The 9,750-nt window shown below is 40.6% G+C and carries 3 protein-coding genes; 1 reads left to right on the top strand and 2 read right to left on the bottom strand.

Annotated features, from left to right (window positions below):
• Positions 1 to 287 precede the first annotated feature (287 nt).
• Positions 288 to 1,229: a hypothetical protein gene (locus FD724_RS36105; RefSeq protein WP_179076450.1), complete on the top strand. Its 942-nt coding sequence runs from the start codon at positions 288 to 290 to the stop codon at positions 1,227 to 1,229.
• A 46-nt stretch (positions 1,230 to 1,275) separates the two neighbouring features.
• Here FD724_RS36105 and FD724_RS36100 read toward each other — a convergent pair whose 3' ends face one another.
• Together FD724_RS36100 and FD724_RS36095 are read right to left on the bottom strand one after the other, a co-directional pair.
• Positions 1,276 to 6,006 carry a non-ribosomal peptide synthetase gene (locus tag FD724_RS36100; protein WP_179076449.1) on the bottom strand — a complete coding sequence of 1,577 codons (4,731 nt, stop codon included), beginning with the start codon at positions 6,004 to 6,006 and terminating at the stop codon, positions 1,276 to 1,278.
• Between the two features lie 324 nt (positions 6,007 to 6,330).
• Positions 6,331 to 9,750, bottom strand: a complete 3,420-nt coding sequence (locus tag FD724_RS36095; RefSeq protein ID WP_179076448.1) for a non-ribosomal peptide synthetase — start codon at positions 9,748 to 9,750, stop codon at positions 6,331 to 6,333.

The raw sequence follows: 9,750 nt of genomic DNA, 5'->3' as shown, positions 1-9,750 counted from the left end.
TAGCCGTTGTTTTACCCATGTGCTGAAGAGGGTATTTTCTAGAATAAGCTGAAATTGAATTCAGTTGTCAGAAGTCCGAACCGAATTAAGGCTTCTGACTTCTGAAGTCTTTCTTGTTAACTGTGGTATTGGACTGATTTTCGTCAAAGTATTCTTTCATCAGTGCAAAATATAAAAAGCAATGAAAAACCCCAACCTGTTTAAAGGATGGGGGCATAAAAACTCTATATTTCCATGATGACACAATTCAATATTTGTTCAACTGCTGTCAGCCTGGAGGTTGGGCAATGAACAAACCACCATCCAGACGCAAGAAAATTACCCCTGTGACATCTGGTGAACCAAAGCCAGCAAGCAACTCTGCACAGGAAAATACTTCTGGGCAGGATAACCCAGCCTCAGCAACAATTACGGTGACGGCTGTTGAAGTAAGAGAGTTTACCGAAGAAGAACAAAGCTTACGCTTGCAATTGGAACGTCAGGTAGAAAGGGCATTTTTGTCAGCAGGTCAGGCGCTGATGGAGTTGCGGGACAGACGGCTGTACCGTTCCACGCACCGAACTTTTGAAGAATACTGCCGCGAACGCTTCAATTATAGTCGTGACGCAGCGTACTTGAAGATTTCGGCAACTGTGGTTTATGGGAATCTTCAAAAGTTTTTGCCGACCAATGGTCGGCAAATTCCAATGCCGACCAACGAACGACAATTGCGGTTTTTGGCGAAAGCAGAGTTGGAACCATCTGTGCAAGCGGATGTCTGGCAACAGGCAGTAGAGCAAGCTGGCAATAAAATTCCATCTGGTCGCATAGTGAAAGACGTTGTGGATAGGATACGCGAAAGCACGAAAGTACCCAATCCTTACCATATTGGTGAAATATGCATTCTTTTGCCAAAGGATAACCCAGACTTGAGAGGTAAAGCGGGTTATTGGGGCGTAGTCAGCCATGTTGGAGAATACAGTTGTACAGTTCAGACCTGGGACGGTGACTATACCGTGAAGATTGAACACCTGAAGTTACTGGAATTGCTTGATGAAGATTGCCAATTCATGCAGCAGCTATGTGTGAGGTTACGGCAGTTGCATCAAGTGGCCAGCCGTGACTCTTCTGTGGATTGGCTGTTGCAGGGGTTGGGTAAGCAAGCTAAATCGTATCTGTCATCCTTGCAGGCGAAATTGCTGGCGGCTGTTGAAAGGGAGTACAATCTTGTGTGGAGACAGCCAAAGTAAACTTGATTCTTAATGTAAAAATTCAATCTAGTGCCTGAATCTTTTTTTAAAGTTTTACGCTCTCTTCGTTTAAGGAAGATAACTTAATCCGCCGACTTTCACGCGATAGTGGTACTAAAACTGGGGCAAGACTTTGAGCATTGCTTTCTTTAAAGCTTTCCACCACCTTAGATAATTCTGCAATTGTCGATGCCTCAAATACGCTACGCAAAGGTAACTCCACGTGTAAGGTGTCGCGCACTCTAGAGACAAGCTGAGTTGCTAGTAATGAATGACCACCTAATTCAAAGAAATTGTCAAAAATCCCTACGCCCTTAAGTCCCAAAACCTCAACAAAAATTTTCACCAGCACTTGTTCAACAGGAGTTCGAGGTAGGATGTAATTTTTAGCTAATTGGGACTTGATTCCATCATGGAATGCTCTTAAGGCGCGGCGATTGACTTTACCATTAGCTGTTAGAGGTAAAGACTCCAATACTACAAAACCTGATGGCATCATATACTCAGGCAGTTTTTGTGCTATGTAAGTCTGTAACTGCGGCACTAACTTACGCGCTGCTTTGGTTTGTAGGGGATTATTGGCGTAAGATTGCCAGGGACGAGAGAGAGCCGTGCTATGGGGAAAAATAGTTCTTTCACCTACTCCATCTTGCCGTACAAAAACTACATCATAATGTCCTTCAGTACTTGAATGTGACCAGGTAATATCAACGCTATAAGGTACATTCAGCCCATAGAAATCGTCTGGATGTACTCCGAAATTTTCTATTTCTTGCAAAGCTTTACGTATTTGACCTACAGTTTTAAAACCTTCTACGTCTGATAGCCATTCTGCTGTTTTAATTGCTGACATCAGCCGCGCATTAGGTATATTGATAATGCTTAATATTTCTGGTTGAGTCTCAATTAATAACTGACGCACTGCTGAGACTGTTAAATTATCTTCAGACCAGTTCAGCCCTGAATAATTTCCAGTATTACTAACAATTTTGCCACTAATATGAAGAATCACATTGTAACGAAACTCAGTTAACTCATTGTGATGTTTACCCCGCATCAGTTGGATTTGTACATGATTAATTTGCGGAAAGCATTGCTTAATTGCAGTAAAAAAATCTGGGTCAATAACTAACTCTGTTTCTTCAAATATTTGCCTTTGTACCCGTTGTTGCAACTCGAAGCAGGTAAGGGAAGGTTCAGCTTGATACAGTTGGACTGACGCATGGAAAGCTTGCAAGAGTGGCAAACTACGCACATCCCCTATGAAGATAAAGCCACCTGGAGCAGTTGCTTGCACAGCACCTTTTAATACACTAATCAGATAATCAATAGTCGGAAAATATTGTACAACTGAGTTCAGAATTACTGCATCAAAAGCTGCTGTTTGTACTTTCTCGAAGTCAGTAGCCATTTGCTGATACAGCGTTACTTGCGGCATTTCTTGTTTTTGTAACTGTTGCTGAATGCAGTTAAGTGAAACAGAGGAAAAGTCTGTTCCCCAATATTTAGTGCAGTGAGGTGCGATTCTAAATAGAATCAAGCCTGTTCCACAACCAATTTCTAACACTCGTTTGGGTTGCAAAGCCAAAATCTGCTCAACTTGGTTATCCACCCACTCACGCATCTGCTCTGCTGGAATAGGCTGATTTGTGTAACTACTATTCCAGCCGACAAAATTGAATGTAGGATCTGAATCAGTAGATTGATTATAAGTTTCGTTATACAACATCTGCCATTGCAAAATCTGCTCATTCTGCAATTGCATTAATTGCAAATTATCCTGTTCGTTACTGTATTCAGTTTTTGGTACTACATAAGCTACTAGGCGCTTTTCCTGTTCATCCTCACGAGTTATTACTACAGTTTGCTGCACTGCTGGATGCTGACTCAGCACCGCTTCAATTTCTCCCAACTCAATACGATAGCCACGAATTTTTACCTGATCGTCAAGGCGACCTAAAAATTCAATGTTGCCATCTACTCGATAGCGAACTAAATCACCTGTTTTATAAAGTCGTGCTTTTGGATTATTAGTAAAAGAATGATAAATAAAAGATTCAGCAGTTAAGTCAGGATGGTTTAAATAACCTCGTGCTAACCCATCACCACTTATGTACAACTCTCCGGGAACGCCAATAGGTACTGGTTGTAAATGTTTATCTAATATATAAAGTTTTGTGTTGGCGATGGCTACGCCCGCCGCAGGCATCGCACAACCAATTATAGGTGCTAAATTACCTTTATTCTTAACAGAAATATGACCAGAAGTTGTAACAACCGTGTTCTCTGTTGGCCCATAATTATTAAATACTTGAAAAGAGTGAGAAGCTAAAGGATATTGATTTAGTATGTCTCCACCTGTGAGTAATATTCGTAAAGCTGCGTTCTGAGGAAAATCTAATAATAGAACTTTCTCTGCTAAAGGTGTTGGGATGAAAGAAATTGTTATTGCTTTTGATACTAGCCAATCTCGGAGATCGTCAGGCGATCGCCTGGTTTCATCATCTACAATATAAATGCTTGCTCCAGTACTCAGATAAGGCCAAATTTCCCAACCGCTAGCATCAAAGGCAACTCCAGAAATCTGCGTTGCTCGATCAAGGTGTGAAATTGCAAACGCTTTTTGATGCCAAAATACTAAATTTAACAATCCTTTATGTTCAATTTTAACCCCTTTAGGTTTTCCAGTTGAGCCAGAGGTATAAATCACATAAGCGAGGTTATCTACTGTAACTTTACTAGTAGGATTATCTTTAATCTCTTGAGAAACAATCTCCCAATCTTTATCTAAACAGATTATTTGTGAATTAGAGTTTTTCAGTCGTTCAAGCCATCGTTCGTGAGTTAATAAAACTGAGACTTGAGCATCTTCGAGCATAAAGTTTAAACGTTCAGATGGATAGCTTATATCTAAAGGTAGGTATGCTCCACCAGCTTTCAGTATGCCCAACATCCCGATTATCATATTAAAAGAGCGTTCTACACAAAGTCCTACTAAAACTTCGCTTTTAACTCCTAATTTTTTTAGATAATGTGCAAGTTGATTACTGCGTGTATTTAACTCTTTGTAGCTAAGTTTCTCATCCTCAAATACTAGCGCAGCTGCCTCACTATTCTGCTCTGCAACGCTCTCAATTAACTGATGAATACACTTATCTTGAGGATAAATTGCCTGGGTGTTGTTCCATTGAACTAATAATTGATGTAGCTCAGATTCGCTTAAAAGTGGTAAATGTGCAATTCGCTCTTCTGGATTTGCAACTATACTCTCCAGTAATATTTGGAAGTGTTCTAGCATCCTAGTGATAGTAACGTCATTGAATAAATCAGTGCTATAAATTACAAAACCACTAATTCCTTCTGAGCTATCTGTCCATAACCCATTTTGAGTATTTGGCTCCCACAAGTGGAACTCTAAATCAAAGCGTGTTGTTTCCGTTTCAAATGGTAGCGCTCTTAAAGTTAAACTAGGTAACTCTAAGGCTGTCATCGGCGCATTTTGGAGCGCAAAAACAACTTGAAAGAGAGGATTTTGATTCAAATTACGCTCTGGATGCAGTTCTTCTACAAGTTTTTCAAAAGGTAAATCTTGATGGCTGTATGCTCCTAAAGCTACCTCTTTAACTCGACTCAATAGTTCCCGGAAAGTTGGGTTTCCTGATAGATCGGTACGCAGTACTAAGCTATTGACAAAAAAACCAATTAATCCCTCAATTTCACTACGGTTGCGATTGGCAATAGGTGAACCAATAACAATATCTTCTTGTTGTGTGTAGCGGTAAAGTAAAACTTGGAATGCTGCTAGTAGGGTTATGAATAAAGTTACCCCTTCTTGTTGTCCGAGAGCTAAAAGTGATTTGCTCAAACTTTTTGATAATTGCAGAGGTTGTCTTGCACCCTGATAAGTTTGAACAGCTAATCTTGGTTTGTGGGTTGGCAGGTTTAGCATCGAAATGCCGTCTAATTGCTTTTGCCAGTAACTCAGTTGCTTTTTTAATACTTCCCCTTGCAACCATTGGCGTTGCCAGTATGCAAAGTCTGCATATTGGATTGTAAGTTTCGGTAGAGGAGAAGGCTGATTGCTGGCAAAGGCTGTGTAAAGTGCTGCTATCTCTTGAATCAGCACTCCAATAGACCAACCATCGGAGACAATGTGGTGCATAGTCAGCAGCAGGATGTATTGTGTCTCATCCAACCACAGCAGTTTTACTTGCAGCAACGAATCAGTTGATAAATTGAAAGGACGTTGAGCTTCTTGCGTAGTGAGTCGTTGTGCTTGTATTTCTCGTTCTGCTTGTGGCAGTTGCCGTAAATCTATTATTGGTAAAGGTATTGTTAGGGTAGAATTAATTACCTGAACTGGTTGCCCTGTCTGTACGACAATAGTGGTGCGTAAAGCTTCATGTCGTTGCACGATTTCATTAAAAGTTTGCTCTAGCGCGGCTAAATTGAGCGAACCTGTTAAATGTAGTGCTAGTGGAATGTTATAGAAAGGATTATTAGGGATTAATTGGTCAAGAAACCATAGCCGTTGTTGAGCAAAGGAGAGGGGAAGATTTCCTGATCGCGAAATAGGTACGATAGGTTTAAAACTGTGGTTATTAGTACGATTAGATGCGGCTAAAAATTCAATAATTTCTGCTTTCCGCCCTTGAATTTCTGCACGCAGTTCTGGTGTAAGAATTCCATCAGGGGCATTAGCGCGAAACTTTTCAGCATCAATAAAAACTTGAATATCTAAGCTGCGAAGATAAGTTAAAAACTCAACCGTATTCAAAATTAAACCCCTTCGCAAATATTGTTATTGATTAGAAGTTAGCAGGCAGCTATGCTGTAAGAATATTGCTTATGTCATAAGCCTTTTAACATTTTTTAACTGGATAGTTCTTTTTGCCAAGCTGCACTGCTTATTACCTAACCCAGCATTTTTATCACATTTCTAAGACTGTATAAATCATTCCTGAGAATGAAACTTGGATGATTAGAACTATGGTATGAAGCTAAAACCTGGCGGACACATGGCATTGATGGAACAAAACCGAAAGTTTACCGAAGCAATCAGCACATTTTGCGTTGGTTGGTCAAACTCAAGTGTTTCTCTTTAAAATTCTATGTCTTCTCGCTCTTGACTCGTAGCTCCACCTTTATATAAACCTTTTGCTCTCCAAAACATTGTGTCAATACATCTAGCAAGTTGTTCAACAGTTGGTGCTTCAAACAAATTGCGTACAGGCAAATCTATTTGGAAGGTATCACGGATACGGGAAGTTAGCTGAGTCGCTAGGAGAGAATGACCACCCAATTCAAAGAAATTGTCATGGATGCCTACTTGCTCTTTCCCCAAGACTTTAGCCCAGATTTGGGCAAGTAATTCTTCAACTTGCGATCGCGGTGCCACATAATCTTGATTATTGAAAGAAATTGTATCAGGCATGGGTAAAGCACGCCGATCCACTTTGCCATTAGGTGTTAGAGGTAGATATTCCAGGATCACATAAGCTCTTGGCATCATGTATTCTGGTAACTTTTCTTTCAGGAATTGGCGAAGTAAGGATGCAAAGCTTTGCACCTCTTGCATCGGTATCTGTTCCTGATTTGGAACAATATAAGCTATCAAGTACTTATCATCAGGTACATCCTCAGCCACAATGACAACAGTTTCTCTCACTGCTGGATGTTGATTTAACACCGCTTCAATCTCTGACAACTCAATGCGGAAGCCACGGATCTTTACTTGATTGTCAATGCGACCTAAAAATTCAATATTGCCATCAGGTAAATAGCGAGCTAAATCACCCGTTTTATAAAGCCGGGGACTGGGGATAGTTTGACAAAGCTCAGTGAGTGCTGGGGACTGAGGATAAGGGGTAATGGGGATGGTGGGGCCCCCTCTGGGGATAAGGGGTAATGGGGATTGGGAATTAGGAATAATTTCTGCTCTCCTGCTCTCCTGCTCCCCTACCCCTCTACTTCTAGCGAAGGGATTGGAGATAAATTTATCTTGTGTTAATTCAGGGCGATTGAGATATTCTCGCGCCAGCCCCTCCCCACCAATATATAATTCGCCAGTAACACCAACAGGTAGTGGTTGTAAACATGTATCTAATATATAAATTTGCGTGTTTGTAATGGGACGACCAATAGGAAAATATGTGGCTGATGGTAACTCTTGAACATAATAATAAGAAGAAAATGTTGTATTCTCTGTAGGCCCATAAACATGAATTAAATGCTTTGGCTCACTATGTTTCAGAATCTTTTTAATCCATCTTTTATCAATAGTCTCGCCACCAAACAGTAAATATCGCAACGAAGTAAAAGCTTGTGGTACATCTCTAGCAATCTGTTGAAATAAGGCGCTAGTCAAAAACAGAATACTGATACCTTTTTCTAGCAGTTGTGATGCCAATTCATGAGGTGAAAGGGTTACATCTTTACTAATTCCCACAAGTTGAGCGCCGTTAAGTAGCGCTCCCCAAATCTCGAATGTAGCTGCATCAAAAGAAGCGTTTGAGGCTTGGGCGACTTGATCAGATGGTAGTAATTTTATATAGTTAGTATTGCACACTAACCGATTTACAGATTTGTGAAGTACAGCAACTCCCTTGGGTTTTCCTGTAGAACCAGAGGTGTAAATAACATAAGCTAAATTATCACTATTTAAATCGCTTTCGGGATTATCTTGCTTTTCTTGGGTAATAATTTCCCAGTCTTTATCTATAGAAATAATTAGTTTTGAGAACCCTTCAAAATGCTTGAGCAAATTTTCTTGTGTCAGCAACACTGAAACTTGTGCATCTTCAAGCATAAAATTTAGACGCTCTTGAGGATAACTTGAGTCTAATGGAACATACGCTCCCCCTGCTTTAAGAATACCCAGCAATCCGACGATCATTTCTATAGACTGTGAAATACAAATGCCAACTAAAACTTCTGAACATACTCCGATTTTTTGTAAGTGGTGTGCTAGTTTATTGCTGCGAGTATTCAACTCTTGATAAGTCAGTTGCTCGTTAGCAAAGTTGACTGCTATAGAATCAGGATACTCCTGTACCTTTTTTTCAAACAATTGATGGATACACTTATCTTGAGGATAATCGGCTTGGGTGTTATTCCATTCCACCAATACCTGATGTAACTCCGCTTCACTTAATAACGGTAAATTTGCAATTCGTTCTTCTGGATTTGCAACAATAGCTGACAACAAAGTTTTAAAATGTTCCACCATCCGGCTAATAGTAGCTTTATCAAATAAATCTGTGTTGTAAACCATTACCCCTCGGAGACCTTCAGAATACTCCCAGTTTCCACCCCCTAAGCTCCTAAAATCCTCAGAACACTTCCACAGATGCAGTTCTAAATCAAAACGTGTTTTTTTCAAATCAATATTCATAAAGCTGGGTACTAATCCAGGCAGTTCTAGCGATGACATTGGCGCATTCTGAAAACCAAATACCACTTGAAATAAGGGATGGTGGCTCAAGTTCCGCTCTGGATGTAGTTCTTCAACTAACTTTTCAAACGGCAAATCTTGGTGGCTGTATGCTCCTAAAGTTACCTCCCGTACTCTGCCTAGTAGTTCCCGAAAAGTGGGATTTTCAGATAAATTGCTACGTATCACCAAACTATTGACAAAAAAACCAATTATCCCTTCTATTTCGCTACGGTTGCGGTTAGCAATTGGTGAACCTAGCGCGATATCTTCTTGATGTGTGTAGCGGTAAAGTAATGTTTGAAATGCTGCCACCAGTGTCATAAATAAGGTAACACCTTCTTGCTGTGACAGCTTTTCTAGTGCATCAATTAGCTTGAGCGGTAATTCTAGAAATTGTGTTGCTCCTTGATAGCTTTGTATAGCTGGTCTTGGTTTGTCAGTAGGTAGATGCAGTATGGAAATACCGTTTAGTTGCTCCCGCCAGTAAGCTAACTGGGTTTGAAGTACTTCTCCTTGCAACCACTCGCGCTGCCAGTGAGCAAAATCGGCATACTGAAGAGGCAGTTCTAATAGAGGAGAAGGCTGGTTTTGTGCAAAAGCTGCGTACAGCGTTCCCAGTTCCCGAATCAGTACCCCCATAGACCAATCGTCGCAGATAATGTGGTGCATATTCAGTAATAGAATATGTTCTGTCTCAGAAAGGACGAGGAGTATTACTCGCAGCAATGGCCCGGAGGATAAATCGAAGGGATGTTCTATCTCTGCGGTAATAATGCACTTTGCTTTAACCTCTTGTTCATCATCTGGCAATTGCTGGAGGTCTAATACAGAAAGAGGTATTGTTAAGCTGGGTGCAATAGCCTGTAGGGGTTGCCCATCCGACACAATAAAAGTTGTGCGTAAGGTTTCATGGCGACTCACGATTTCGTTAAAAGTCTGTTCTAGTGCGGCTAATTTCAGCGAACCGGTCAAACGAATTACTGTCGGCACATTGTAGATACCATTATCGAAGATCAACTGGTCGAGAAACCATAGCCGTTGTTGAGCAAAAGATGCTGGAAAAACGAAGACTTCTTCAGAAGACAT

It is taken from the genome of Nostoc sp. C057, assembly GCF_013393925.1.
GTDB classification, from domain to species: domain Bacteria; phylum Cyanobacteriota; class Cyanobacteriia; order Cyanobacteriales; family Nostocaceae; genus Nostoc; species Nostoc muscorum_A.
This window is presented reverse-complemented; position numbering and strand designations above follow the sequence as displayed.

Excerpts from the sequence above, each read along its gene's own strand:
- FD724_RS36105 (WP_179076450.1), top strand. The coding sequence starts at position 288 with ATGAACAAACCACCATCCAGACGCAAGAAAATTACCCCTGTGACATCT.
- FD724_RS36095 (WP_179076448.1), bottom strand. The coding sequence starts at position 9,750 with ATGTCTTCTGAAGAAGTCTTCGTTTTTCCAGCATCTTTTGCTCAACAA.